This is a genomic window from Rhizobium sp. 11_C7_N12_5, from assembly GCF_051811145.1.
Lineage (GTDB): Bacteria > Pseudomonadota > Alphaproteobacteria > Rhizobiales > Rhizobiaceae > Rhizobium > Rhizobium lusitanum.
The window spans coordinates 2,080,505-2,105,834 of the sequence record NZ_JBPWPY010000001.1; the positions used below are offsets into that span (position 1 = coordinate 2,080,505).

The following is a 25,330-nucleotide window of genomic DNA, read 5'->3' on the forward strand; positions in this document are numbered from 1 at the left end:
AGGATCGCGCAATGGGACTGGTCAGGACAATGTTGACTGTCGCCGGCTTCTGCCTCGCGCTCTCCGCCTGCAACACCACGGACGCCCTGACGCCACCCGAGGCGATCGGCGATGTCGGCTCCAACCCGGTCACCCAGCGGGATGTCGAGCGGATGGCCACAGCACCCCAGCGTCGCCAAAGCTATCCGGGAACACAAGAGAGCTACGGCTACCAGCAGCAGACTTCTCAGCAAGCATATCAGCCGCAAAGCTATGGCGGCGGTTCGCTTGACGACCAGGCATCGGCGCTGCGGTCGAACGGCACCAATCCCTATGCCTCGCGCCCGCTTGATGACGGCCGCACCGCTTCCATCGCCCCGGCCGATACGCAGACCTCGCAAACCGACGAGCAGAGCGAGGCCGACCGGCGCCTTTCGGAAGATCCGCAACAGCAACCGAAACGGCAGCGGCAAGCCGCCGACGATCAACAGCCGGAACAACAGCAACAGGCGTCGCTGCCGCCCGCTGCCGCCCCCGGCGGCAACAGCATTCGCTTTCTGCCGATCATCGGCGCGCCCGTCGACGCCGTCACCCCGCTATCGCGTCAACTCGGTGCGGATGCCCGCTCGCTCGGCCTGACGATCAAGAGTTCCAGCGACGCCAGCGCCAGCTATGTTTTGAAGGGCTACCTCTCCGCCTTCGAGGACGGCCCGCAAATTTCCGTGACCTATGTCTGGGATGTGCTGGATAACAACGGCAACCGCCTGCACCGAATCCAGGGCGCGGAAAGCGCGCCGCTGAAGCGCGGCGACCCGTGGACGGCCGTTCCGCCGGCCGTCATGCAGAAAATCGCCTCCAAAACCATGTCGGAATTCAATTCCTGGCGCAATTCCAGCGGTGGATAGCCACAAGCTTTTCAGAAATATGAAAGGTATCGCGCGTCTCCCCCTTGCATTCGAGTGCAAGGCGGTTAAAAGCGCGGCTATCAGGTTGGTAACAGGCGGGCCAAGATGAAGGTTTTCGCAGGCAATTCGAACAGGCACCTTGCCGAAGCGATCTGCAATTATCTCAATGTTCCCTTGGGAAGGGCTAGCGTCCGCCGGTTCGCCGACCAGGAGATTTTCGTAGAGATCCAGGAAAACGTGCGCGGCGAGGATGTCTTCCTCGTACAGCCGACGTCGTTTCCGACCAACGATCACCTGATGGAACTGCTGATCATGATCGATGCGATGCGCCGCTCGTCGGCGCGGCGCATAACCGCAGTCATCCCCTATTTCGGCTATGCCCGCCAGGATCGCCGCGCCTCTGGGCGCACGCCGATCTCGGCCAAGCTGGTGGCCAATCTGATCACCGAGGCTGGCGCCGACCGTGTTCTCACGCTCGACCTGCACGCGGGCCAGATTCAGGGATTCTTCGATATCCCGACCGACAATCTCTATGCGATTCCGGTGCTGACCCGCGACATCAAGGCCAATTACGACATCAGCAACGTCATGGTTGTCTCGCCCGACGTTGGCGGCGTCGTGCGCGCCCGCGCTCTTGCCAAACGTCTCGACTGTCTGCTGGCGATCGTGGATAAGCGCCGCGACCGCCCGGGCGAATCCGAGGTGATGAACATCATCGGCGAAGTGGAAGGAAAAGACTGCCTGCTGATTGACGATATCGTCGATTCCGGCGGCACGCTCTGCAACGCGGCCGATGCCCTGCTCGCACAAGGCGCGGCAAGCGTCACTGCCTACATCACGCATGGCGTCCTCTCGGGCGGTGCCGTGACCCGTGTTGTAAACTCGAAGCTGAAGGAACTGGTGATCACCGATTCCATTCAGCCGACGACAGCAGTGCAATCGGCGCCCAATATCCGCGTCATCAGCACGGCCAGCCTCATCGGCGAAGCCATCAACCGCACCAGCCAGGAAGAATCGGTCTCGAGCCTGTTCGACTGAGGCCGACAAGCACTCTCAGGCGGTCTTCGCTGCGGACGGGTGTGTCTGCCTCCATGCCAGCAAGCCGATCCCGACAAGACCCGAGGCGAACACAGCCGCCCCCGCACCCATGATCGAAGGCCCGATGCCAAACCAGGCAAACAGGCTCGGCGACATGAGGTAAGCCACAAACAAGCCCGTGAAAATAGCGCACATCAGCAGACGATAGACCTGTGCCAGGCGATGCGGTTCACTGCGCGTCTGCATCAGGTACAGCATGGCGAGGTTTTCAAAAGGACCATTGATTGCCGCGAAGCACGCGACGATCATCAGCCACATCCTGTCATGCATTAGCGGCAGCAGGAATACCCCTGCCCCGAAAATGAGCTTTGCCACGATAATCCAGACAACAGGCCGGCGGGGCTTGATGCTGCTGAGAATGAGATTGGTCGTCAGGTTACCGACACCGTAAGCCGTCATCATCAAGCCGTAATCCGTCAGAGGATCGGCGCTGGTTTCGCGCAGATGCAAGATCATCCCGAGCAGAATTCCCATTGCCCAGGCGATGTTCCCCATCAGGTTGGTGAATAAGCCATAGAGGATCGCCGCATGACCCCGGGCCACCCGCCATCCGCCAAGGACACCATCTATCACGGCAGCCGTTCCCGAAAAATCGCGACGCCTCGGCGCAGCCGGGAATTTCGCGACCGCGAGCCAGACGGCGAGCGCCGACAGCAAGAAGGTAGCTGCAGTGACAGTAAAAAACTGCGACTTCGGCAGGAAGCCGTTCACGAGCGCGATCAAGCTCGGACCGAGAATGCGCGCCATGCGCCGTGTGGCATCGAACAGGCCATTGGTTGCATGCCGAACATCAGGATCGACGGCAATCGTCGGCAGGGTCGCCTGCAGCGACGGGTCGAATGTCGAGGTCAGCAATGCAATGCATCCGGCAAGTACCATCAGCAGCGGCAGGCTCATCAGATGCAGAAGGCCGGCAAGCGACAAAGTCAGCAACAGAGCTGCACGCACGAGATCGGCTGCGATCATCGTGGTGCTGTGACGCCAACGATCCGTGACAATGCCGCCGAAGAGACTGCCGAACAGAAGCGCGCCGGACTGCAACGCGGAAACGTATCCCGCATTCCTGCCGATGAAGTCCGCCGCGATCCAGACGACTGCGACCATGTAGAATTCCGAACCTGTGGCCGCCAGCACCTGACCGGCCCACAGGAGAGAGATCGAACGCTGGCCGAGCGGCCTTAGAACAAACATGATCGCATTCTGACTTCAGATTGATTTACTTGATGACCTGGCCGTTGACCTTCACACCGCCGTCGTCGGAAAGATCGATCTCCCAGCGCGAACGCCCGTCCGCATCCGTCTTGGCGAAGCCCTTGGCCATCATCAGGCCGAAGGAAAGCTGAGCGAGATCGGTCTTCGTCTTGGCGGCCTCCTGGACCGCGGCGATCGTCTTGTCGAGATCGCGGGCGAGCACCGTCATCTTCATGGACACGCGGTCCTTCTCGTTCAGCGAGCCGCGCATGCTGCCGGAGGCCTCGACATCGTAAAGACCCGAGACGGCGCTGATTTTCGGAAAGTTGATGGTCATCGTCCCATCCGGGAACATGGCTTGCTGCAGCTTGACGTCCATGGCCGTATTGTTGTCCGGAACCTTGAAATCGGTCTGCTGCAAGACGTCCATCAGAGCGGAGAAGTTCAGGTTCGGCACCTGCAACTGGATATCGGCGGCATCGGGAATGAAGGCGACATAGTCTTCAGGCATCAGACCCGAGGCAAGGGTGAGCTTTTCGGCACTCATCCCGAAATCTGCGTTCATCGCATTGGTCGGCCCCGCCACCTTGAAGAAATAGCCGAGCTTCTGCAGCCCGCCATCACCGAGTGGCGTCGTGACGGCAATGTCCTTGATGGCGACCGACTCGTCGAACGAACCGACGATCGGCATCGCGTCCATCAGCAGGGCCTTCAGCGCCAGGCTGTCGGTGTCGGAGAGGGTCTTCTGGTCCTTGTGTTCCGAGACGAAATGCAGCAGGGAATTCACCGCCTTCAACGGCAGCTTGGTCGCGCTGGCATTGAAATCGATTGCCGCGACCTTGATTTCGCCAAGTGCCGTGCTGTCGGACGAGATCTTGTCGTAGAGCGACTGCAGGCCGCCGCTCATCTTGATATCGAGTCTGCCAGGCTCGCCGCTGTCGGACGAGGACAGGGTATAGCCGATGCTGTCGATCGTGGCGTCGTTCTTCTGGACGCCATTGTCGGTGGTCTTGGTGGCGAAGGTGATGCCGCTGCCCTTCATATCCATCGAGCGCAGATAGTGAAGCGCAGGATCAAACACACCCTTGAAATTCGAGGAGGCCAGCGCATAACGAAATTCGGTGTCGGGACCGCTGCCCGGCTTCGAGCGCGCCGTCACGTCAAAGGCGTTGTTGCCTTCAATGTTCCAGAGGCCGCTATCCAGCGGCGTCGCAAGCAGCGCCAACGGCTTCAAGCCGCTGATATCGAAACCGGTCACGTTCAGCTTGTCGAAAAGCTTCTTCAGGTCATAGGTGACCTCATAGTGAGCACTGACCGGCTTCACCGAGATGCCGCCGCTCCCGGCGATATCATCGGGCAGGAAATAGGTCAGATTGCCGAGTAGATCCTTGGCACCCTGCTCGCTGACATCTGCCGCCTGGACAATGCCGGCCACGCCGGCGGCGAGAACAGCCGCCGCGGCAACCGCTTTAAAACGCATAATTCACCCCCAAATATGATGGAAAAACAATATGAAAGTCCGAAAATGCCCAAGAAGCTTGGCTCGCCCCGTGCCTCAGGGCTTCTTCATCACCTGTCCGTTGACCGTAACTGTCCGATCTTCATCCATCGTGACGTCCCAGCGTAGACGACCGTCCGGATCGGTTTTTGCAAACCCCTTGGCGGCGAGCAGGCTGAAGGAGACATTGTTCAGCCGAGGCTCCGTCTTGGCGGCCTCCTGAATGGCTGCAACAGTCTTGTCGAAATCGCGCGCCAGGATCGTTGCCTGCAGCGAATAGTCGGAATGGGCCTTGGTCGAGGCCTTCACCGCGCCGGAAACCTCGACGTCGTAGACACTGGAGGTAGCGCTTATCTTCGGAAATTCGAGCGTACCGTATCCGCTCGGGAACATCGTGCGCTTCAGCGCTTCTCCGGAAACCGGCGTCGCCCGCGTGGCGACTGCCCCTAGAGCCGTGTCGATGAGGCCGGCGAAGTTGATGTTGGGCACACCGAGCTGAACGTCCAATGTCTCGGGCAGGAAAGGCGAATAAGCCGCCGGGATGAGGTCCGCATCTGGCGTGAAATGCTCTGCCCGCAGCTCGAAATTGACATTGGACGCCTTTGTCAGGCCATCCATCTTGAAATTATAGTCGACACGCTTGACGCCGACCTTGCCCTTATCCGTCGCCACCAGGACATTGTTCAACGTCACAGTCTTGTTGAACGAACCGAAAACCGGCAGGGCGCGGCGCACCAGCTGCTCGAACTTCTCGCTGCCGCTTTCCGAGAGCTGCTTCGCCTTGACGTGTTGAACGAAGAAGCGAATGAGTGCACGCAGCTCCTTCACTGGCAAGCTGGTCGCGGTAACGTTCGTATTGACGCTCTCGACACTGAAGTTGACGGGTGAACCATGCGGCCGCCCCGTGAACTGTTCGCTGAATCGCTGCAGCGTGCCCTGCAATTGCAGATCGACCTTGCCTGCCTCGGAGCTGTCTGTCACCGTATGCGCGAAAGAGGCGCTATCGATGGTGGCGTCGATCTTGCGCCCGCTCCTTGGCCCGCTGCCGACACTGGAGAATTTCACGCCGCTGCTCTTGATGCCCATCGACCGCATCATCTCGATCGTCGGATCGAAAATGCCGTCGAAAGAGGTGGAGGCAACGGAATAAGCGATGTCGGACACCGGCGAATGCAGGGAAATATCGAGGCTGTTATCGCCCTTCAAATGCCATTTGCCCTGATCGACCGGCTGCGCGAACAAAGAAAGCGGCTTGAAACCCGTGACGGAAAACGCGCTGGAATTGATTTTGTCGAAGAACTTTGCAAGGTCATAGGTAATCTCATACTGATCACCCGCTGGCTTCACCGAGACGAAATCGCTTCGGGCAAGATCGTTTGAAAGAGAATGCGCCAGTATGTTGCGAAGGTCCTTGGCGCCTTGCTCGTTGATGTCGGCCGCCTGTGATGCGCCGGCAAGACCCATGGAAATAACCGCAGCGGCGATAGCCCTGGAGCGCATGCCCGACCTCTCCTTTTGACCCTGATCGATTGAGTTCGACTGTTGAAGGGGCTGAGGGTATATGTCAAGTCGTTGATAGAAATGGCGTCGCAGCCTCGTGCGCAAGAGTTGCAATGTCATCACAGACCTTCGCATTCCGGAGGTGCTTGCGCCTTCGGCCACTTTGTATTATACGCCACGCGTCCGCGTAGACACCCTTGGAGGCAACGCGGATGAGGCAGGGCATGCCCTCCTCCAGTTCAACCGATACGGCGATGACCGACCGGATGAACTCTCCAAATAACCTCGAAAGGAATAGCCATGAGCCACGAAAGCTACGAGCTCAAGGCCGAGGCGCGCGAACGGGTTGGTAAGGGGTCCGCCCGTGAACTTCGCCGCAACGGTTTGATTCCCGCTGTCATCTATGGTGACAAGCAGGCCCCCATTTCTATCGCTCTCAACACCAATGAGGTGACGAAGCGCATCCACGCCGGCGGTTTTCTCACGACGATCGCAACGATCGACGTCGGCGGCAAGAAGATCAAGGTTCTGCCGAAGGACTACCAGCTCGATCCGGTCCGTGACTTCACGGTTCACGTCGATTTCCTGCGCGTTTCCGGCAACACCGAAGTCACCGTTGAAATCCCGGTTCACTTCGTCAACCACGAAAAGTCCCCGGGCCTCAAGGCTGGCGGCGTTCTCAACATCGTTCGTCACGAAGTTGAAGTTCATTGCCCGGCCGACGCGATCCCGGAATTCTTCACCGTTGACCTCAGCGGCCTGAAGAGCGGCGACAGCATCCACATCTCGAATGTGACGCTGCCGAAGAAGGTCACCCCGGTGATCAGCGACCGCGACTTCACGATCGCAACGATCGTTGCCCCGGCAGCCGGTCTTGCGGAAGAGGAAGAAGGCGGCGAGGAAACCACCGCCTGATTTTGGCGTCTTCATTGCCAAGCATCCAGACCCGCCTCCCTTATGGGGATGGCGGGTTTTTCATATGAAATCACTAATATTAGAACAAGTAAAAATAAAGATTTCTTGAATCTATACTTTGATTGATATTCTTTAACCCCGGAATTTCAACAACATTTAACACATTCATGGAACCTTACGCGAAAGAGTTGTAGGGAACGGTATCCCAAGATTCGCCGGCCTATGACTGGGGAGCTATCGGGACTATGAGCCATTCGGTCGAAAACAGGTTTTTCGCGATCGTCTGCGGAGCGCTGCTGATTTTCGTAGCGCCGCTCTTTATTCTATTTCTTTTCCTGTCGTCAGAGCGCGCCGAAAAGGAAATCAAGGATCATATAACCGTACTGCTCGTTGCCAATGCCCAGGCCCTGGCCAAACCTCTGTGGGATCTCGACGAAGACAGCGTCACCCAGATCAGTGCGACGACGGTCGCCGAAGGCGCCATCGTCAGGGTCAATGTCCGCGACCTCTCTGGCCAGCTCGACGTCACGCAATCGACAATCCCTAAATCCTACAAGGGCAATCTGGAGTCGGTTTCCCGTTCGATCGTCTATAACGGCGTCGATGGCGCAAAGAAGCTTGGCACCATCACGGTCTACTATCCCCAGCTTGGGCTCTTCGATGGTTTGAAGAACGAGGAGATCGTCTTCATCTCCATCTTCATCTTCGCCGTGCTTACGGTCTTCGGCGCGGCGCTGATCGGCAACCGCATCTTCGTCATCCAGCCATTGATGCGGCTGACGCACGCCGTGGAGGCGACGCGGCGGCTCGGCTCGCGCCATCATGTCGATTGGCAATCGAATGACGAAATGGGACGGCTCGCCAGCAGTTTCAACGACATGCAGAGCAAGCTTCAGCGCGAGGAAACCGAGCTGAAGCACGCTCATCGCCGCGCCACCGACACTTATAATCTGACGCCCGCCATGCTCTTCTCCCTCGACAAGGACGATTGCATCGCCGCCGTCAGCGATTACTGGCTCGCTGCGACAGGCTATAATCGTGCCGAGGTGTTGGGGCGGGAATTCGCCAGTCTGGTACTGCCAGATTCGCGCTCGCAATATGTCGACCGCAAACGCAGCCATCCCGATAGCGCCGCCCGCCTTGCCGTCACGGTAAAATTCCTTTGCCAGGACGGACGCAAAATGGACGTCTTGATCCTCGAGACGACGGCAGTCCAGGACGGCCTCTCGCTGTCCGTCATGACCGACGTCACCGAACTCAAGCAATCCGAAGACCGGAACTTGCGCCAGGCGATCACCGACCATCTGACCGGCCTCTTGAACCGTCAAGGCTTCGAGACCGCACTCGACGCCAAGATCAATGAGGCGGACCTGCGCCATCGCGAGCTTGCCTGCCTCTTCATCGACCTCGACCGTTTCAAGTGGATCAACGACAATATGGGCCATGCCGCCGGCGATGCGGCACTGCGCGAACTCGTATCGCGCCTGCAGGCCCGACTGACGCCCGGCGATGTCGCAGCTCGCCTCGGCGGCGACGAATTTGCGATCCTGCTGCTGGCGGAAGATGCGGAAGCAAGAGCCATGGACATGGCCGCTCGCATCGCCGAAGTCTTCGACGCGCCATTCTGTGGCGACGCCCGCCTCAGCGCCAGCATCGGCATCGCCATCTATCCGCGCCAAGCCGCCAACGCGGCCGAACTGCTGCTGAAATCCGATATCGCCATGTATGCCAAGAAGCGCGACGGCAAGAACGGCGCGCAGATCTTCGACAACGGCATGCTCGATGACTCCCGCCGCCGCGCTGAATTGGAGAGCTACATCGAAAGCGGTCTCAGCGAAGACTGGTTCGAAGCCTATCTGCAACCGGTCGTCAATATCGATGATCGCTCGATTGTCGGCTTCGAGGCGCTGATGCGATTGCATCATCCGCAGAAGGGCATCCTGCCTCCGGGCCGCATCATCGAGGTTGCGGAAGAAACAGGCTCCATCATACGCATAGGCAATCGCATCATGGAAAAAGCGATCGCCCATTTCGCACGGCTGTCGCGGCTCGACGGCATGCAGGACAGCTACATCGCGATCAATTTCTCACCCTTGCAGTTCGAGCCGGATCTGCCCGTGCGCATCGCAGCCTTGCTTTCGCGCTACGATATTTCCCCGCGACGCATCGTCATCGAAATCACAGAGGCCGTGCTCATGGACGACAATCCGGAAACACGCATGGTCATCAACGAGATCTGCCACTACGGCTGCCGCATCGCGCTCGACGATTTCGGCACGGGTTATTCCTCGCTGAGCTATATCAATCGGTTCCCCGTCGACATCATCAAGATCGACCAATCCTTCATCCGCGCCATCAACGATACCGCTTCGGACGTCAGCGCCAGGAGCCGCATGCTTGTGGAAAGCATCACGACGCTCTCGCACAAGATGAGCTGCACGGTCATTGCCGAGGGTGTGGAAACCGAAGAGGAATGCGCGACCCTGCGCACCATGGGCATCGATTATGGGCAAGGCTATCTCTTCCATCGACCGCAACATCCGGACAATCTGATGAAAACGCTGTCCGGCCCGCAATTCGACCAGCTCTCCCCCGTAGCGCAGGCATCATAGCGATGAGGAACCGCATGCGAAAACTGCTGCCAACGGTCGCCATCAGCCTGTCTTCGCTATCCGTCCTTTCTCCTGCTCGTGCTGAAACCATCCATTTCACGACCGAAGAATATCCGCCCTTCAATTATCGCGACGGCAAGACCCCCGTTGGAGCAACCGTCGAACAGGTACAGAAGGTCATGACCGACATCGGCGTCGATTACACGATCGATATCATGCCCTGGGCCCGGGCCTACAACCAGGCGCTGACGGAGCCTCTGACCTGCGTATTCGCCACGGCGCACAACGACGAGCGCGACAAGCTCTTCAAATGGGTGCAGCCGTTGCTGATCGATCGCAACATCCTGATCAAGCACAGCGGCTCGACGGTTACAGCCGCCACGATCGACGAAGCCAAGACGTACCTCGTCGGCACCTGGCGCCAGGACTATACGGAGAGTGTACTGCGCCGGAACAATTTTCCGCGTATCGATGTGGGCAGCGACTTCAGGGCGACGCTGAAGAAACTGATGAGCGACCGCGTCGACCTGATGCCGATCTCGGAATTCTATTTCGATAAGCTGAAGAAGGACGGCAATGCCGTGGAGAAGGTGACGATCCTCTCCCAGCAACCCATGGGTATCGCCTGCCAGAAGGATTTCCCCGACGATCTCCAGAGCAGAATGCAAACTGCGCTCGATGCGCTGATCGCCGACGGCACGCAGACGCGGATTTTCCTGAAGTACGGCCTGCGCCTCGGCGAGTGATCGCATCCCGCCTTGACTTTGCCGTCAATTCCCTGTCGTGAAGGGCATCTGCATTTTCCAAGGGGTGAAGCGCATGCTTCTCATCGCGGGCCTCGGCAATCCCGGCGCCAAATATCAGGGCAACCGCCACAACATCGGCTTCATGGCCGTGGACGCGATCCATCGCCGCCACAGCTTTTCGCCGTGGTCGAAGAAATTCAAGGCGGAGATTGCCGAAGGCGAGCTCGGCGGCCAGAAAGTGCTGCTCATCAAGCCGCAGACCTTCATGAACCTGTCAGGCGAATCCGTCGGCGAGGCCATGCGCTTTTATAAGCTCGAGCCGTCCGACCTGGTGGTGATCTACGATGAACTCGACCTGCCGGCCGGCAAGGCACGCCTGAAGACCGGCGGCGGCCATGGCGGCCACAACGGCATCAAGTCGATCGATGCCCATTCCGGCCGCGAATATCGGCGCCTCCGTCTCGGCATCGGTCATCCCGGCGCCAAGGAACTCGTGCATAATCACGTTCTCGGCGATTTCGCCAGGGTGGACCGGGACTGGCTGGAACCTTTGTTCGATACGCTTGCCGACAATGCCGACATGCTGGTGCGCGGCGAGGATTCGCAGCTGATGAACAAGATCGCGCTCGCCCTGGGCGGCAAGGCCGAGGAAGAGGCGCCAAAGCCGGAAAAGAAAGTCACGGCCAAATCGCATATCCATCAAGCACGCAACCACAACCAGCCGAGGATACCGGAAACCGGCCCGATGGCGGAGATGCTGAAAAGGATGTTCGGCAAGAAGGGCGATTGAAATGCCGGAAGCAGCAGCCGAAAACGCCGACAGTATCGTCATCCGGCCGGCAGCAGCCAGGGATCTCCGAACCCTGCTGGCACTCTATCGGCACCTCAACTCCGATCCAGAGCTGGAACTTCATCTGGCGGAGAGCCGCTTCGCCGAAATCCTGACCCATCCCGGCATGACGATCTTCGTGGCCTTCGCCGGCGACGAAGCAATTTCCTCAGTGACACTGGTGATAATTCCAAACCTGACACGCGGCGCCTCCTCCTATGCCTTGATCGAGAATGTCGTAACCCATGCCGATTATCGCCAACGCGGCCTTGCCGGAGCGCTCATTGAAAGGGCCATAGGGGCAGCCTGGGAAAAGAACTGCTACAAGATCATGCTGCTGACCGGCTCAAAAGACCCGGCGACACTGCGTTTCTACGCCAATTGTGGTTTCGCGCAGGACAAGACCGGCTTCCAGATCCGCCGCCCCGTTGCAGTCTGACGCTCCGAGGGAGCCTTATTCTTCCGGCTCGGTGGTGAACATCAGCGGGAAATCGGCACTTTTTGCCAGATCGATCGCCTCCTGGGCTTTCGTCTCGGCGATATCCCGCGCGCAAACCATCACCACGCAGCTGCCGAGCTTATGCGCCGTCATCATGACGCGATAGCCGGCCTCCTCGCTCATGCGGAAGACGGCCTTCAGCACCATGATGACGAACTCGCGCGGCGTGTAGTCGTCATTGACGAGAATGATCTTGTAAAGCTTCGGCCTCTCGACCTTCAGCTTGGTTTTGGTCTTTGGTTTAAGGACAACATCATTGTCACTCATCGGCATCACCGTTGACGACAGAGAAAAAGGCTTTGAGCTAATAGCGCCATTATAGTGCAGCGCACCACGCCATTCAAGGCGGATGGTGTCTCGGAGACAATGTGGCGCCGCAGCTTTTGAAGGCTTCAACCCGTCTTGCGGCAGAAAATCGGCTCGCTTTCCCCACAAGACTTGACCCGCAACGGCCCTTCCCCCATACGCACTGCAAAGATTTTCTAGATATGGACAAGGTGCCATGGGTTTCAAATGCGGTATCGTCGGGCTGCCGAATGTCGGCAAGTCCACTCTGTTCAACGCGCTGACCAAGACGGCGGCGGCGCAGGCGGCGAATTATCCCTTCTGCACGATCGAGCCGAACACCGGTGAAGTCGCGGTTCCCGATCCGCGCATGCGCAAGCTTGCCGACATCGCCAAGTCGAAGGAGCTGATCCCGACGCGCATCTCCTTCGTCGATATCGCCGGTCTCGTGCGCGGCGCCTCGAAGGGCGAAGGCCTCGGCAACCAGTTCCTCGCCAACATCCGCGAAGTCGATGCCATCGTGCATGTGTTGCGCTGCTTCGAGGATAGCGACATCACCCATGTCGAAGGCCGCATCAATCCGGTCGCCGACGCCGAGACGATCGAGACCGAGCTGATGCTCTCCGATCTCGAGAGCCTGGAGCGCCGCACAGAACAGATGCGAAAGCGCGCCACCAGCAAGGACAAGGATTCCATGGCGATGCTGCCGATCATGGAAGCCTCGCTCAGCCTGCTGAACGAAGGCAAGCCGGTCCGCACGCTGCTATCGAAGCTCGACGCGGAGGAGCTCCGCATCCTCAAGAGCCTGAACCTTCTGACCTCGCATCCGGTGCTCTATGTTTGCAACGTCGCCGAGGCGGATGCCGTGACCGGCAACGAGCACACCGCTGCAGTCGAAGCCATGGCGAAGGAACAGAATTCCGAGGTGGTGATCATCTCCGCCGCTATCGAAGCGGAAGTAGCCCAGCTGCCTGAAGAGGAAGCGACGGAATTCCTCTCCGCTCTCGGCCTCGATGAAGCCGGCCTCGACCGGCTGATCCGCGCCGGCTACAAGCTGTTGCACCTCATTACCTATTTCACAGTCGGCCCGAAGGAAACGCGCGCCTGGACGATCGAGCGCGGCACAAAGGCCCCGCAGGCCGCCGGCGTCATCCATTCAGACTTCGAACGCGGCTTCATCCGCGCCAGCACCATCGCCTATGACGACTACGTCGCCTACAACGGCGAAGTCGGCGCCAAGGAAGCAGGCAAGATGCGCTCCGAAGGCAAGGAATATGTCGTCCAGGACGGCGATGTCCTCAACTTCCTCTTTAACGCCTAAAGAATGAAGGGATTGCCGGCGCTTACCTGAGCGCCGGCAATCTTTCTTGTATAGATGCCGGCAGCAGCCGGACCGTGGCGCGGCGCAGATGCGGCCAGCCGACGCCGATCACCAGTACGATGAGCCCGACGATCATCAGCACGATGAAGCTCACCTTGTCGAGCCCGGCATTGTTCTGCCGCAAAATAGTGCCGATCGCCACGCCGAGCGAAAGCAAACCAGCTGTGACGAAAGCACGCCTGTCGATGATCAGGCCGATCAGCATCATGATCGCCACGATGACGACGATGGTCGCCGCCTGCGTGTAACCGCCAGTGTCAATGTTGGTGAAAATGTCGCCGTCCTTGCCGAACTCAAGCATGAATGCCAGCAGGTTCGCCGTGTAGAGCAGCGCAGGCGCGGTCGCGAGATGCAGCCAGAAGGCAACGTCCGAGCGGCGTGTTACGCGCTGGGGATCGCGGAGATCGAAATACATCGCAACCGCGAATGTCCCGAGTGCCGCCGCAAACATGATGCAAATCGACAGCAGCGGGTAGGCAAGCACCACGTTCGGCGCGCCCGTCACCAGCCCCATGATGTAGAAGACTGCCGCCAGCAACAGCGCAAACAGCGAAAAAAGCAGCATTGCCAGCGACAACGGCACGCGGTAGCGCCAATAAAACAAGGCAAAGAGCGGCGGCAACGGAAGCGTCATCACCATCCAGTCCACCATGATAGATCGGCCATCGTCGGCCGGACCGAGATAGACCACCGAGACGGTGATTATCCATTGCGCCAGCGCGATGGTCAGCGCAACTGCCGGAAGCGCCAGCCGCTGGCGGCGCACCAGGATTTCGGCAAGGACGATAATCGCCGGCAGCGGCCCGAGGAAGCTCGTAAGCCCCCATAGCCCGGCAAGCAGCACGATGATGCCGATGGTAATCAGGACATCATGAAAGCCTCGAATGAAGCGCGGCGCTTCACTGTCCTCCAGCGGGTTCGTCAGATCATTGTCGCGCGGCTGCGAAAGACCGTTCCGAACGGTGGGGGCGCCGATATTGCGCTCGGCCAGATAGGGCAAAAGCCGCATGGCCTGGTCCGGGGAAATTATCCCCTCGCCGGCGGCGCCTTCCAGCGCGGTCTTGAGATCGCTCATGTCTGTCCTTACTGCGTGACGATGTTATGCAGCCTCATCACATCGCCGACACACAATCAAGGGCTGCGGGGCACCGGCATGCGTTCACAGCACTCTGTTATCCGCTGCTATTACGAAAATACTTGCGCGCTTCCTGCCCGGCATGCGATTGCGCACGGACGGAATGAGGAGGCTCGTGACGAATATGGCGAAACTGGCATATGAGGATTTTCAGCCGGGGCAGGAATTTCCGCTCGGCCCAAAACATGTGACGGCGGTGGAAATTATCGAATTCGCCAGGGAATTCGACCCGCAACCGATGCACCTGGATGAGGAAGCGGGCCGCACCAGCATCCTTGGCGGCCTTGCAGCCTCAGGCTGGCATACCGCGGCGATGTTCATGCGCATGATGTGCGACTCCTATCTTCTCGAAGCAGATGCGCAAGGTGCCCCGGGCATCGACTTCATGGATTGGAAGAAGCCGGTTCTGGCTGATGATACCCTGTCCGGCCGGTCCATCGTGCTGGAAGCACGTCCCATGCGCTCGCGCCCCGGCATCGGCATCGTCAAATTCCGCCACGAGGTCGAGAACCAGCGCCGCGAGCTCGTCTGCCTCGGCGAAAACTCGACGATGATCCGTATGCGCGCAGGCGCGGAGGTGTCGGCATGAAGATGAGCGAGCTCTATACCATCGGTGAACGGGTCGAGATCGGCACCCATACCTTCACGCCCGAAAGCATTGTCCGCTTCGCATCGCGCTTCGATCCGCAGATCTTCCACATGGATGCCGAAGCGGCCAAAGGGACGCTGTTCGGCGGCCTTTGCGCCTCCGGCTGGCACAGTTGCTCGATGTGGATGCGCACCTTCGTCGATTTCTGGAAGGGCGAGACCATCAGGCTGATTGCGGAGGGGAACACTCCCCCCAAACTCGGGCCCTCGCCCGGCTTCAAGACGCTGCAATGGCTGCGCCCGGTCTTTGCCGGCGACACCATCACCTATGGCGTCACCCTGCTCGCCAGCCGCCCTTTGGCCTCGCGCCCCGGCTGGACGCTCTACACACTCGCCTGTGACGGCTCGAACCAGCATGGCATGCCGGCCTTGCGCTTCGAAAGCACCGTGCTGGCATTTGAATAGGAATAGCGGGGCTGCCGGCAATTCTGCCCGGCGGGCCCAACAAGCCCGGCTCAGTGACCGGCGAATTCCACCAGCGTATGAACGGGCACATCAAGCGCTTCGAGCTTCTTGCGGCCGCCGAGATCCGGCAGGTCGATGACGAAGCAGGCAGCGACGACCTCGGCGCCGATCTGGCGCAGCAACTGCGTGGCGCCGACAGCCGTGCCGCCGGTCGCGATCAGGTCGTCGACAAGGATCACTCTCTCGCCGGGATTGACGGCGTCCCGGTGCATCTCCATCTCGTCGACGCCATATTCCAGGCTGTAGGCGATGCGGACGATATCGTGCGGCAGCTTGCCCTTCTTGCGGATCGGCACGAAGCCGGCCGACAACTGATGCGCTACCGCTCCCCCAAGGATAAAGCCGCGCGCTTCCATTCCAGCGATCTTGTCGATCTTCGTGCCGGCATAGGGCTGCACGAGCGCATCGACCGCGCGGCGAAACGCCTTGGCATCGCCGAGCATCGTCGTGATGTCGCGAAAGATGATGCCGGGCTTGGGATAATCCGGAATGGAGCGGATGCTGGCAGCAAGCTCCGAAGCGATAGTGTTCATGAAATATGTACTCTCAGGCTGTGATAGGGCCGGCCGCACCCTAGCAATACCCAGGCGTTATACCAATAAAAAAGGCGGCCCGGACAGGCCGCCTTTTCGTTGATTCACCGCAATACTCAGTGAGCGCCGGCCTTGGCATAGACGGACCGTTTGGTGAGATAGATCAACACCGAGAAGATCAGCAGGAACACGATGACCATGAAGCCGAGGTGCTTGCGATCCTCCAGATGCGGTTCGGATGTCCACATCAGGAAGGCAGCGACGTCGCGCGCATACTGGTCCACCGTCTGCGGCGAGCCGTCGTCATAGGTCACCTGCCCGTCCGAAAGTGGCTTCGGCATCGCAAAGGTCGCGGCCGCATCGAAATACGGATTGTAGTGCGAGTTCTGCGGTACCTTGAAACCGGCCGGCGCATCTTCATAGCCGGTCAGCAGCGAGTAGATGTAGTCCGGGCCGCCTTCCTGATACTGCGTGAAGATATCGAAAATGAACTGCGGGAAGCCGCGTTCGATTTCGCGCGCCTTGGCAAGCAGCGACATGTCAGGCGGAACGGCCCCGTTGTTGGAGGCAGCAGCAGCCTCGTCGTTCGGGAACGGCGAGTTGAAATGATCTGATGGAACCGCCTTGCGGGTAAACATCTCACCCTGAGGGTTCGGCCCGTCCTGCACTTCGTAGTTGGCAGCGAAGGTTTTCACCTGCGCCTCAGAATAACCGAGGTCTCCCAGCGTGCGGTAGGCCACCAGCTTCATCGAGTGGCAGGCGGAACAGACTTCCGTGTAGACCTTGAGGCCACGTTGCAGCTGCGCCTTGTCGTAATAGCCGAACGGGCCGGAGAAGGACCAATGCTGTTCGCGCGGCTCCTTCAGCGGATAATGCGGCGTCTCGCTTTCTGCGGCAGGCTTCGTTTCCGCGGCAAAGGCAGCAACGCTCGCCGGACCGCCCATGAGCGTGAGCGACAGAAGGCCGACAATAAGTTTTTTCATCGTTTTCTTCCTCTATCGCCGGTCAAGCTTGAACCGGGGTGGCAACTTTACCGCCCTGTTTTTCAAGAACCGCTTCCGTAATCGAATTGGGAACGCGCCTCGGTGTCTCGACTATGCCGAGCACCGGCATGGCGACGAGGAAGAAGAGGAAGTAGAACAATGTCGCGAACTGCGCAGCCGTGGTGTAGATCCCTTCCGCCGGCTGCGAGCCCAGCCAACCGAGCAGGATGGCATCGGCGACGAACAGCCAGAAGAACAGCTTGTACCACGGACGATAGACGGCCGAACGAACCTTCGACGTATCGAGCCACGGCAGGAAGAACAGCACGATGATCGCGCCGAACATCGTCAAGACGCCGCCGAGCTTGGAATCGATCGGCCCGATGTTGAAGGTGATCGACCGCAGCATTGCGTAGAACGGCAGGAAGTACCATTCCGGAACGATGTGAGCCGGCGTCTTCAGCGGATTGGCCGGGATATAGTTATCGGCGTGACCGAGGAAATTCGGCAGGTAGAAGACGAAATAGGCGAACACCAGCAGGAAGATCGAAACGCCAAGCGCGTCCTTGAGCGTGGCGTAGGGTGTGAAGGCCACGGTATCGGTCTTCAGCTTGACCTCGACGCCGGTCGGGTTCGTCTGGCCGGTCACATGCAGAGCCCAGATGTGCAGGATGACAACGCCGGCGATCATGAACGGCAGCAGATAGTGCAGCGAGAAGAAGCGGTTGAGCGTCGGATCGTCAACGGCGAAGCCGCCGAGCAGGAAGGTCTGGATCCAGTCGCCGACCCAAGGGAAGGCCGAGAAAAAGCCGGTAATAACAGTGGCACCCCAGAAGGACATCTGGCCCCAGGGCAGCACATAGCCCATGAAGGCGGTCGCCATCATCAGCAGATAGATGATCACGCCGAGGATCCAGAGGATTTCGCGCGGCGCCTTGTAGGAGCCGTAATAGAGGCCGCGCGCGATGTGGAGATAAACAGCGACAAAGAAGAAGGACGCGCCGTTGGCATGCATGTAGCGCAGCAGCCAGCCGTGGTTGACGTCGCGGACGATCTTTTCGACCGAATTGAAGGCGACGGTCGTATCCGCCGCATAATGCATGGCAAGGACGACACCCGTCAGGATCTGCAGAACGAGCATGACGGCCAGCATCGCGCCGAACGTATAGGCATAGTTCAGGTTGCGCGGAACCGGATAGGCAATGAAACTGTCATAGACCATACGCGGCAGCGGCAACCGCGCATCGACCCATTTTTCGAGCCCTGTGGATGGCTCGTAAGACGAATGAGTACTCATGATTCAGCTCCCCCTCAACCGACCTTGATCTTTTTTTCTGCGGTGAACGCATATAGCGGAATGGCGAGGTTCTGCGGCGCCGGCCCATGGCGGATGCGACCGGCGGTATCATAGACCGAACCGTGGCAGGGACAGAACCAGCCGCCATATTCCCCAGCCTGACCGAGCGGGATGCAACCGAGATGCGTGCAGACGCCGATCATGACAAGCCAGTTTTCCTTCCCATTACCGGCCGAACGCGCGGCATCGGTCGCTTGCGCATCCGACGGCAGATTGGCATTGCGGGCGACGGGATCCTTCAGATCGGAAATCTGCGTGCCCTTGGCATCGTCGATTTCCTTTTGCGTGCGGTTGCGGATGAAGACAGGCTTGCCGCGCCATTTCACCGTCAGAGACATGCCAGGCTCCAGGCTCGACACGTCGACTTCGATGGAAGCAAGAGCGAGTGTGGACGCATCCGGCCGCATCTGATCGATAAACGGCCAGGCGACGGCAACCGCGCCCACTGCGCCCGCCATTCCTGTCGTCAAATAAAGGAAATCGCGGCGAGTTGGCTCGCCAATGGTTTCACTTGTCGTACTATGCTCGCTCAAGGCTGGACATCCTCTTCCGCAAAACCGCGGCAGAGCCGCGGTACCCCCTCACTAACGGCGAATCAACGCGACCATAATTCCGCCATAGATTCCTCCGTAACCCGCTGCGTTCTAAGCTTGATCGCAAATTATGTCCAGTCTTGGCAAGGGAAGAGGGCACAATGTCGCGGCAAAACTGCGCTATTCGTTCGCAAGGCCGGAGCTTAAAATCGCAAGCTGCAGTCACGCGGCCCTAAGCACATGAAAAAACGAGCGATTCAGATAATATATTTTTATGATGCAAGGCAAAATAAACAGTGATTTCAATGCTGCATTGCGGCATAAGCGGTAGCGGTACAGCGTCCGGTATATAGTGGGCTTGCCTTTCTACCTCTTAAAACTGAATGGATTTAGCGCGCGATTTATGAACGATTGAAGCCGTTGCTGCGCCTCGTCAAAGCGCCGAAAACGAAGCACGAGAACCTCTCATGAGACATACGGTTTATTGCGTTCTATGTGTCCTCGCCACTCTGGCGCTCGGCATACTCGCGGCGCGCTACGTGGCCGATTCGTGGATACTGGCCTTTTTTGATAGCCTGCAGACCCACATCAGCCTGGTCGCGATCGTGCTCGCCCTGATCGCGCTTGTTTTCAAACGGCACTGGTATGCGACATTCCTGGTGTTGGTCGGCGCCGCGCTGCTGGTGCATTCCGTTATCATGCTCCAGGAATATGCCGTCCCCTCCTTCATTGCGCCGGCGGAAGCATCGGTCGGAAGCTTCAGGCTCCTCTCCTTCAACATAGAGGACAGCAACTTCGAGAACGGCGGACGTATCGCCGATCTCATCATCGGCTCGAAGGCCGATATCGTCGAAATCTTCGAGGCAGGCCCGATCTTTTCGCAGATGGATCGCATCACACAGGTCTATCCCTACCGCATCGGCTGTGGCGTGATGACGTCCGATTGCGACTCGCTGATGCTGTCGAAGCGGCCGTTCCAGACGCAGCTCATGCGCAGCCTCGGCAGCCTTTGGGACAATCGTTTCATTCTCGCCACCATCGACATGGAGGGACAGCCCGTCAATTTCGCATCGGTCCATCTGAGCAAGCCCTATTTCGACGCCTTCCATCAGATCGAACTCGATCTTCTCGGCTCGATCCTTGGCGATGTGAAAGGGCCGTTGATCCTGGCCGGCGATTTCAACGCGTCGGTCATCGTGCCCGATATGCGGGACTTCCTGGCGGCAACCGGCCTGCGCCACGCCTTCCCGGAACCGGCCACATGGCCGATCGAGGCCGGCGCCTACGGCATCACGATCGACCATGTGTTCGCGCGCGCTCCGCTGCGGCTGGTATCGGTAAAGCAGATACCCGACGCCATGGGCTCGAACCATTTCGGCGTGATGACGGAGTTCGGCATTTCCAAATAGTGGCTTGATATCGCAGGTTCTTGGCGGAGATGCGCGCGGAGGAGAGGCTATTCGGCGTCGGTCGCGATGAAGCCACCGGATTGACGTGCCCAGAGCTCGGAATAGAGGCCGCGGCGGGCGATCAGCTCGTCATGGGTCCCCTCCTCGATGATCTTGCCCTTGTCGACCACGATCAGCCGGTCGAGCTTGGCAATGGTCGATAGCCGATGGGCGATCGCCAACACGGTCTTGCCCTTCATCAGCGTGTCGAGATTGGATTGCAACGCGGCCTCGGCCTCAGAATCCAGCGCCGACGTCGCTTCATCGAGCACCAGGATCGGCGCGTCCTTCAGCATGACGCGCGCGATCGCGATACGCTGGCGCTGGCCGCCCGAAAGCTTGACGCCGCGCTCGCCGACATGGGCCGCATAGGCGGCGCGCCCCTTTTGATCTTCGAGATCGATGATGAACCTGTCCGCCTCCGCCTGGCGTGCCGCCTCCACCATCCGCTCGTCGCCGGCATCCGGACGACCGAAAAGAATGTTGTCGCGAATGGAGCGGTTCAGAAGGGCGGTATCCTGAGTCACCATACCGATCGCACCGCGCAGCGACTCCTGTCGCACGCGGGCTATGTCCTGGCCGTCGATCAGGATGCGGCCGCCTTCAAGGTCATAGAAGCGCAGCAGCAGATTGACGAGCGTCGTCTTGCCCGCCCCCGAGCGGCCGACAATGCCGACCTTCTCGCCCGCGCGCACGCAGAGGGAGAAATTGTCGATGATGCCGCCGCCGCGCCCGTAGTGGAAGGTCACGTTCTCGAAGCGGATTTCGGGGCCGCTGATCGTCAGGTCCTTGGCGCCTGCCTGGTCGACCAGGCCGATCGGCTCGGAGATCATCTCGGCCGAATTCTGGATCGTACCGAGATTGCGCATGATGGCGTTGAACTGCGCCATCATGCGGCCGAAGAGCATGTTCAGCCGCAGCACCATGCTGAGCGTGAAAGCAACGCCGCCGGTCGAGATCGCGCCGGACAACCAGAGATGCACGGCAAGCGCGCCGATGGTGGTGATCATCACGCCCGACAGCAGGGCGAGCGAGGAACGTACACCCGTCAACAGCCGCGTGAAAGGCATGACGGCGGCCTGGAAACGATCGAAGCCGTTGCGGATATAATCGTCGTTCTGCTCCTCACGTCCGAAGAGCTTTAGCGTCTGGATATTGGCATAGGCGTCGACCATGCGGCCGTTCAGCATCGAGGATGCCTCCGCCGCGTTGCGGGCGTGCCGCCGGATGCGCGGCACGAAGTGGCGGGCCAGCAGCGAGAAGATGCCGATCCACACCGTAATCACCAGCGCCAGCCGCCAGTCGAGCCTGCCGACCAGCGCAATGGTGGAAGCGGCATAGATGATGATGAACCAGACCACTTGCAGCAGCGACACGACAAGATCGCCTGTCGCCTGGCCCGCCGACCAGACCTTGGTGACGACACGCCCGGAAAAATCGTTCTGGAAGAATTCGACCGATTGCCTGGCCACGTGCCGATAGGCCTGCCAGCGCACGAGATTGAGAAAGCCGGGCACGACGACCTGCTCCTCCACAAGCGCACCAAGGCTGACGACCACGAAGCGGACCACCAGAACGACGAAGACCATGCCGAGGAGCACTCCCCCATGGCCGGCGAGCAGTCCGCTCCATCCTTCGCCCGGGTTCACCCTGTCGAGAATGTCGACCAGATGGCCGACGAACCAGAACAGCGCCGCCTCGAGCATCGCCACGGCACCGCCGAGCGCCGCCATCGCCAGGAACGGGCCTTTCGCCTGGCTGACATAGTACCAGATGAACGCCCCGAGCGACCGCGGCGGACGAAGATCGCCGCTGCGGTAGTAGGGATCAATCCACGTCTCGAACAGACGGTACACGGAACGGATGAGCATGCGAGCGATATAGGGAATTTCTGAGAGCTCGCAAAGTAAAGGGGGGCCATAGCGAAGGTTACATTTTTGTTAGGATTGGATGCGGCGGGCTCACCACGAATGAGGCGCCAACAGAAAGGGCGGCCGAAGCCGCCCTTTCCTCATGCTTACTCCGCTGCCGCCTCGGCCTCTTCGTGGTCCGCAAGGAAACCACCGGACTGGCGGCTCCAGAGCTCGGCATAGATGCCGCCGTTCTGGACCAGCTCCTGATGTGTGCCCATCTCGATGATCCGACCCTTGTCGAGGACGATGAGACGGTCCATCTCGGTCAGCGTCGACAGGCGATGCGCAATGGCGATCACCGTCTTGCCATGCATCAGCGCGAAGAGGTTTTCCTGGATCGCCGCTTCCACTTCGGAATCGAGCGCCGAGGTCGCCTCGTCAAGCACCAGGATCGGCGCGTCCTTCAGGAAGACGCGGGCGATCGCGATGCGCTGCCGCTGGCCGCCGGAGAGCTTGACGCCGCGCTCGCCGACCTGCGCATCCAGCCCTTTGCGGCCCTGCATGTCGACCAGACCTTCGATGAACTCCCAGGCATTGGCGCGTTTTGCCGCCTGGGTCACCTCTTCGTCGGTCGCATCCGGGCGGCTGTAGGCGATGTTGTCGCGGATCGAGCGGTGCAACAACGACGTATCCTGCGTCACTACGCCGATCATCGAACGAAGGCTGTCCTGCGTCACCCCGGCTATGTCGTGGCCGTCGATGGTGATGCGACCGCTCTCCAGATCGTAGAAGCGGAGCAGCAAGTTCATCAGCGTCGTCTTGCCGGCGCCTGAGCGACCGACGAGCCCGATCTTTTCGCCGGCCCGAATGTCCAGGGTCAGATCCTCGATGACACCCTTCGCTTTGCCATAGTGGAAGCGAATGTGGTCGAAGCGGATTGCGCCCTGCTTGGCTGAGATCGGCGAAGCCGTCGGCTGATCGACAATGTCATGCGGCTTCGTCATCATCTCCATGCCGTCATAGACCGTGCCGATATTCTCGAAGAGCGCCGAAACTTCCCACATCACCCACTGCGACATGCCGTTGACGCGCATGGCAAGGCCGATAGCAATGGCGATCGAGCCGACCGAGATCGAACCGCTGAGCCAGAACCAGATCGACAGCGCCGAAACGATGAACAGCGCCACGCAGTTGTTGATGTAGACGGCGGCATGGAACATCGTCACCTTGCGCATCTGCTGGTGCACGGTGCCCAGGAATTCCTCCATGCCAGCCCTGGCGTACTTCTCCTCCCGACCCGCGTGCGAAAACAGCTTCACCGTCGCGATGTTGGTATAGCTGTCGACGACACGACCCGTCATAGTCGAGCGCGCATCGGCCTGCTGTGCGGCGATCTTGCGCAGCACCGGTACGAAATAGGCGACAATGGCGACATAGACGCCGAGCCAAAGCAGGATCGGGAACATCAGCCGCCAATCCGCCATCGCGATCACGAGGATCATCGACAGGAAGTACGTGACCACATAGACGAAGACGTCGAGGATCTTCATCACCGTTTCGCGCACGGCAAGCGAGGTCTGCATCACCTTGGTGGCGACGCGGCCTGCGAACTCGTTGGCGAAAAAAGTCATGCTGTGGCGCAGCAGGAAGCGATGCATCTGCCAGCGCGCGATCATCGGATAGTTGCCGAGCAGGACCTGGTGCATGATGAAGCTGTCGAGCACCGCCGCAAACGGCAGGCCGATCAGCACCATCGCCCCCATCCAGAAAAGCTTGTGCCATTCCGTTTGCAGGAAGGTCGTCCTATCGGCCTTGGTCAGCCAATCGACGATATCGCCAAGAAACTGGAATAGCGCCACCTCCCCGATCGCGATCAGCATCGTGAGGATGCTCATGGCGATCAACCAGGGTGCTGCCGGCTTGGTATAGTGCCAGCAAAAGGCAAAGAGACCGCGCGGCGGAGCGTCCGGCACCTCGCTCGGAAAGGGGTTTAGTCGCTGTTCGAACCAGCCAAACATTGAAATGCTCCAAAGACTCGACCTTTTGACCATCCGCTGCGCCTAAAGGTGCAGACTGATATGGTGACCGGACGATGAAAGAACGAGGCCATATTGGCCGCGCAACGAAACGAAAAGGGGGACCTGCGAAAGTGCGCCTTGAAGCGCCCTAATCAGAACCGTGGGTTCACGGCACGGAGGCGCATCATTACAAAGGTGATATCCATCTGTGCCTCCTATCTCGCTGGTTGTAGAGCGAGTATCTTTTAGCGCGCATTTCCTGTTTTGAAAAGTGAAATATGCCTGAAAAATGGGCTGAAACCTTCAATTGTGCTGATGGAAGACATCACAAAAATCGAGGTATCGCGGAAAATCGAAGACAAATCCGCGTGATTTCGCTAGTTGCAGGCCATGACCACGCTTCGCATCGCCCTCTACCAGCCCGACATTCCCGGCAATACCGGCACGATCCTGCGTCTGGCCGCTTGCCTTGGCCTTAGCGTCGACATCATCGAACCGGCGGGCTTCGACATTTCGGACCGCAACCTGAAGCGCGCCGGCATGGATTACCTGGCAGCCGTGACCCTGACCAGGCACGTGAACTGGGACCGCTTCGAGGCGTGGCGTTTGGAAAGCGGGCGGCGGCTGGTGCTTGCCTCCACCAAAGCGGCCGAACGATATACCGACTTCGCCTTCCGCAGCGACGATATTCTCCTCTTCGGCCGTGAGAGCGCAGGCGTGCCCGAGCATGTGCACGACAAGGCCGATGGCCGCATTTTGATCCCGATGGTCGAAGGCCAGCGCTCCATCAATGTCGCCATGTCGGCGGCCATGATAGCAGGCGAAGCGCTGCGGCAGACGCAATGGACGCCGATCCCGCGCTAGGCCTGAATGTCGTGCCCGAATAGGCGTTGGCACGTCGGATAAAGTGTGAGAAGCT

General features: G+C 59.5%; 23 protein-coding genes. 12 read left to right on the forward strand and 11 right to left on the reverse strand.

Annotated elements, in window-relative coordinates; translation table 11 throughout:
* Window positions 1-11 precede the first annotated feature (11 nt).
* Together AB8B29_RS10275 and AB8B29_RS10280 are read left to right on the forward strand one after the other, a co-directional pair.
* Window positions 12-884 (forward strand): hypothetical protein, encoded by an 873-nt coding sequence (locus AB8B29_RS10275; protein ID WP_037194688.1) that lies wholly within the window; start codon window positions 12-14, stop codon window positions 882-884.
* Between the two features lie 105 nt (window positions 885-989).
* Complete coding sequence (locus AB8B29_RS10280; protein WP_037194690.1) at window positions 990-1,922, forward strand: ribose-phosphate pyrophosphokinase; 933 nt, start codon at window positions 990-992, stop codon at window positions 1,920-1,922.
* Between the two features lie 15 nt (window positions 1,923-1,937).
* Here the strand turns inward: AB8B29_RS10280 and AB8B29_RS10285 are convergent, their stop codons facing one another.
* The 3 genes from AB8B29_RS10285 to AB8B29_RS10295 all read right to left on the reverse strand — a co-directional run bounded on the left by AB8B29_RS10285 (window position 1,938) and on the right by AB8B29_RS10295 (window position 6,171).
* A complete protein-coding gene (locus AB8B29_RS10285; protein WP_037194692.1) occupies window positions 1,938-3,173 on the reverse strand; it encodes an MFS transporter in 1,236 nt (411 codons plus the stop codon).
* A gap of 25 nt (window positions 3,174-3,198) precedes the next feature.
* Window positions 3,199-4,653, reverse strand: a complete 1,455-nt coding sequence (locus AB8B29_RS10290) for a hypothetical protein (protein ID WP_113118507.1) — start codon at window positions 4,651-4,653, stop codon at window positions 3,199-3,201.
* 75 nt (window positions 4,654-4,728) lie between these two features.
* Window positions 4,729-6,171 carry a hypothetical protein gene (locus AB8B29_RS10295; protein WP_113118506.1) on the reverse strand — a complete coding sequence of 481 codons (1,443 nt, stop codon included), beginning with the start codon at window positions 6,169-6,171 and terminating at the stop codon, window positions 4,729-4,731.
* A 300-nt stretch (window positions 6,172-6,471) separates the two neighbouring features.
* On the opposite strand from AB8B29_RS10295, the gene AB8B29_RS10300 reads away from it, so the two are divergent.
* The 5 genes from AB8B29_RS10300 (at window position 6,472) to AB8B29_RS10320 (ending at window position 11,712) form a co-directional block, all read left to right on the forward strand.
* Window positions 6,472-7,086, forward strand: a complete 615-nt coding sequence (locus AB8B29_RS10300) for a 50S ribosomal protein L25/general stress protein Ctc (RefSeq protein ID WP_037194699.1) — start codon at window positions 6,472-6,474, stop codon at window positions 7,084-7,086.
* 245 nt (window positions 7,087-7,331) lie between these two features.
* Window positions 7,332-9,698 (forward strand): EAL domain-containing protein, encoded by a 2,367-nt coding sequence (locus tag AB8B29_RS10305; RefSeq protein WP_047638648.1) that lies wholly within the window; start codon window positions 7,332-7,334, stop codon window positions 9,696-9,698.
* 14 nt (window positions 9,699-9,712) lie between these two features.
* Window positions 9,713-10,444, forward strand: a complete 732-nt coding sequence (locus AB8B29_RS10310) for a transporter substrate-binding domain-containing protein (RefSeq protein ID WP_047562969.1) — start codon at window positions 9,713-9,715, stop codon at window positions 10,442-10,444.
* 73 nt (window positions 10,445-10,517) lie between these two features.
* Window positions 10,518-11,234 (forward strand): aminoacyl-tRNA hydrolase, encoded by a 717-nt coding sequence (pth, locus tag AB8B29_RS10315; protein ID WP_113118505.1) that lies wholly within the window; start codon window positions 10,518-10,520, stop codon window positions 11,232-11,234.
* A gap of 1 nt (window position 11,235) precedes the next feature.
* Entirely contained in the window at window positions 11,236-11,712 is a 477-nt protein-coding gene (locus AB8B29_RS10320; protein WP_113118504.1) for a GNAT family N-acetyltransferase, read from the forward strand.
* 15 nt (window positions 11,713-11,727) lie between these two features.
* Here the strand turns inward: AB8B29_RS10320 and clpS are convergent, their stop codons facing one another.
* The gene (gene clpS / locus AB8B29_RS10325) at window positions 11,728-12,039 is read right to left on the reverse strand and encodes an ATP-dependent Clp protease adapter ClpS (protein ID WP_037194710.1); all 312 of its coding nucleotides are present in this window, start codon (window positions 12,037-12,039) and stop codon (window positions 11,728-11,730) included.
* Between the two features lie 235 nt (window positions 12,040-12,274).
* On the opposite strand from clpS, the gene ychF reads away from it, so the two are divergent.
* A complete protein-coding gene (gene ychF, locus AB8B29_RS10330; RefSeq protein ID WP_037194712.1) occupies window positions 12,275-13,378 on the forward strand; it encodes a redox-regulated ATPase YchF in 1,104 nt (367 codons plus the stop codon).
* Between the two features lie 22 nt (window positions 13,379-13,400).
* Here ychF and AB8B29_RS10335 read toward each other — a convergent pair whose 3' ends face one another.
* A complete protein-coding gene (locus AB8B29_RS10335) occupies window positions 13,401-14,513 on the reverse strand; it encodes a hypothetical protein (protein ID WP_113118503.1) in 1,113 nt (370 codons plus the stop codon).
* A 184-nt stretch (window positions 14,514-14,697) separates the two neighbouring features.
* Here AB8B29_RS10335 and AB8B29_RS10340 point away from each other — a divergent pair, with 184 nt between their 5' ends.
* Window positions 14,698-15,162, forward strand: coding sequence for a MaoC family dehydratase (locus AB8B29_RS10340; protein WP_092576336.1), 465 nt, complete (start codon window positions 14,698-14,700; stop codon window positions 15,160-15,162).
* The gene (locus tag AB8B29_RS10345) at window positions 15,159-15,626 is read left to right on the forward strand and encodes a MaoC family dehydratase (protein WP_092576296.1); all 468 of its coding nucleotides are present in this window, start codon (window positions 15,159-15,161) and stop codon (window positions 15,624-15,626) included. Before AB8B29_RS10340 ends, AB8B29_RS10345 begins: the two co-directional genes overlap by 4 nt.
* A 50-nt stretch (window positions 15,627-15,676) precedes the next feature.
* Here the strand turns inward: AB8B29_RS10345 and AB8B29_RS10350 are convergent, their stop codons facing one another.
* The 4 genes from AB8B29_RS10350 to petA form a co-directional block, all read right to left on the reverse strand.
* Entirely contained in the window at window positions 15,677-16,219 is a 543-nt protein-coding gene (locus tag AB8B29_RS10350; protein ID WP_037194719.1) for an adenine phosphoribosyltransferase, read from the reverse strand.
* 116 nt (window positions 16,220-16,335) lie between these two features.
* The gene (locus AB8B29_RS10355) at window positions 16,336-17,202 is read right to left on the reverse strand and encodes a cytochrome c1 (protein WP_037194722.1); all 867 of its coding nucleotides are present in this window, start codon (window positions 17,200-17,202) and stop codon (window positions 16,336-16,338) included.
* Between the two features lie 22 nt (window positions 17,203-17,224).
* Entirely contained in the window at window positions 17,225-18,499 is a 1,275-nt protein-coding gene (locus AB8B29_RS10360) for a cytochrome b (protein WP_034504061.1), read from the reverse strand.
* Window positions 18,500-18,513: 14 nt separating this feature from the next.
* Window positions 18,514-19,092, reverse strand: coding sequence for a ubiquinol-cytochrome c reductase iron-sulfur subunit (gene petA, locus AB8B29_RS10365; protein WP_037194725.1), 579 nt, complete (start codon window positions 19,090-19,092; stop codon window positions 18,514-18,516).
* A 467-nt stretch (window positions 19,093-19,559) separates the two neighbouring features.
* Between petA and AB8B29_RS10370 the strand changes: the two genes are divergently transcribed.
* Entirely contained in the window at window positions 19,560-20,501 is a 942-nt protein-coding gene (locus tag AB8B29_RS10370) for an endonuclease/exonuclease/phosphatase family protein (protein ID WP_047562684.1), read from the forward strand.
* Between the two features lie 47 nt (window positions 20,502-20,548).
* On the opposite strand, the gene AB8B29_RS10375 is transcribed toward AB8B29_RS10370, so the two are convergent.
* Window positions 20,549-22,411 carry an ABC transporter ATP-binding protein gene (locus AB8B29_RS10375; protein WP_047562682.1) on the reverse strand — a complete coding sequence of 621 codons (1,863 nt, stop codon included), beginning with the start codon at window positions 22,409-22,411 and terminating at the stop codon, window positions 20,549-20,551.
* 146 nt (window positions 22,412-22,557) lie between these two features.
* A complete protein-coding gene (locus tag AB8B29_RS10380; RefSeq protein WP_047562680.1) occupies window positions 22,558-24,411 on the reverse strand; it encodes an ABC transporter ATP-binding protein in 1,854 nt (617 codons plus the stop codon).
* Between the two features lie 390 nt (window positions 24,412-24,801).
* Between AB8B29_RS10380 and AB8B29_RS10385 the strand changes: the two genes are divergently transcribed.
* Window positions 24,802-25,275 (forward strand): tRNA (cytidine(34)-2'-O)-methyltransferase, encoded by a 474-nt coding sequence (locus AB8B29_RS10385; protein ID WP_037195385.1) that lies wholly within the window; start codon window positions 24,802-24,804, stop codon window positions 25,273-25,275.
* Window positions 25,276-25,330 lie beyond the last annotated feature (55 nt).